The following is a 1,461-nucleotide window of genomic DNA, read 5'->3' on the forward strand; positions in this document are numbered from 1 at the left end:
CGAGGTCGGATTCGACCGCATCATCGAACTCTGGCTCCCACTGTCCTGGTCGCTCAACCAGATCAACCGCTCCATGGGCCACCAAGACCTCTACCCCTTCGTCCTTCCCGCCACCGTCCTCGAGAAGATGTCCTTCCTGCACCAACTCATCGCACCCGGACCCGACGGCGTCTGACCGTCACGGCTCGAGGACGAAGCTGCCGACGTGCTTCTTCTCGAGGAACAGCTGTTGGGCGGTGGCGATCTCACCGAGCGCGAACCTGCCGGCAACCAGGGGTCGTATCTCGTCGTTCTCGACGTAGCCGATGAGGTCCGGGAAGACGTGCGGCGCCCAGGCGGTGGTCCCGAGGATCGACAGGTCGTTCAGGTAGAGCGCCGCGAGGTCGAGGTGGACGTCCGACCCGGCGATGGCCCCGGAGGTGACGTAGGTGCCGCCGGGGACGAGGAGTTCAAGGCGGCGCGCGACGTCGGGTCCGGCGACGTTGTCCACGACGACGTCGATCGACCGTGCGCCGAGCGCGCTCACCGGATCGTCGTCGCGCGTCATCAGCGTGTCGACGCCGAGTGCGCGGAGACGTTCGTGCTTCTCGGCGCCGGCCACCGCGACGACCTCGGCGCCGCGCCTGCGCGCGAGTTGCACGGTCGCCGACCCCACTCCGCCCGATGCGCCGGTGACGAGGACACGCTGCCCGGACGTGACCCGAGCCCGGTCGATCATGTTCTCGGCGGTGCCGTACGAGCAGGGCAGTGTGGCCAACTCGGCGTCGGACCAGCCCGATCGGACAGCGAAGACCTCGCTCTGCGGAACGCACACGTACTGGGCGAAGGCGCCGGGCAGGTCCGACCCGAGCCATCTCGTCCGGCCTCGCGCCGGCGCCGGGGCAGCCATACAGGGCCGCACCAGAACCCGGGTTCCGATCAGCGATCTGTCGGCAGCGGCACCGGCGTCGACCACCCGCCCGCAACAGTCCGCGCCCTGGATGAGCGGGAACTCGGTACCGGCGTTCCACCCGCCGCTCCCGTACCACCCCGTCCTGGTGTTCACGTCGGTGTTGTTGACGCCGGCCGCCAGCACCTCGACGAGGACATCCGACTCACCGGGCGTCGGTGTCTCGACCTCGGTCAGGACGAGCTGCTCGTAGCCGCCCACACCCGCGGTGACCACCGCGGTCATCGTCGCGGGAACGCCGTGCGGTGTCGGCGGGTTCATCGCACCGGGTCTCGACGGCGCCGGAGCTCGTCGCGGATCCAGTCGAGGATCCCGGGGGTCGCGGCCTCCACCTGCTCGCGGACGGTGACGAAGTCGTCGGCGTCCCCGTAGTAGGGGTCGGCGACGTCGAGGTCGTCGGGTCCCGCCGCGGGATCGAACCCACGCAACATCCGGGTGCGGTCGCCGTCGCCGCGACGGGCGAGCGCACGCCGGTGCCCGTCGTCGAGGGCGACGAAGAGGTCGGCGTCGTC

3 protein-coding genes are annotated in these 1,461 nt (G+C 70.2%); 1 reads left to right on the forward strand and 2 read right to left on the reverse strand.

Annotation, left to right across the window (positions count from 1 at the left end; all coding sequences use genetic code 11):
* The coding region (locus ACXVUM_RS20530) for a putative zinc-binding metallopeptidase (RefSeq protein WP_458523798.1) at nt 1-175 on the forward strand (175 nt) is incomplete at its 5' end.
* Nucleotides 176-178: 3 nt separating this feature from the next.
* Here the strand turns inward: ACXVUM_RS20530 and ACXVUM_RS20535 are convergent.
* Both ACXVUM_RS20535 and ACXVUM_RS20540 read right to left on the reverse strand, forming a co-directional pair.
* Entirely contained in the window at nt 179-1,210 is a 1,032-nt protein-coding gene (locus ACXVUM_RS20535; protein ID WP_458523796.1) for a zinc-binding dehydrogenase, read from the reverse strand.
* A partial coding sequence (locus ACXVUM_RS20540) for an arsenate reductase/protein-tyrosine-phosphatase family protein (protein ID WP_458523797.1) occupies nt 1,207-1,461 on the reverse strand: 255 nt, incomplete at its 5' end. The genes ACXVUM_RS20540 and ACXVUM_RS20535, both read right to left, overlap by 4 nt.

The organism is Williamsia sp. SKLECPSW1, from assembly GCF_054332755.1.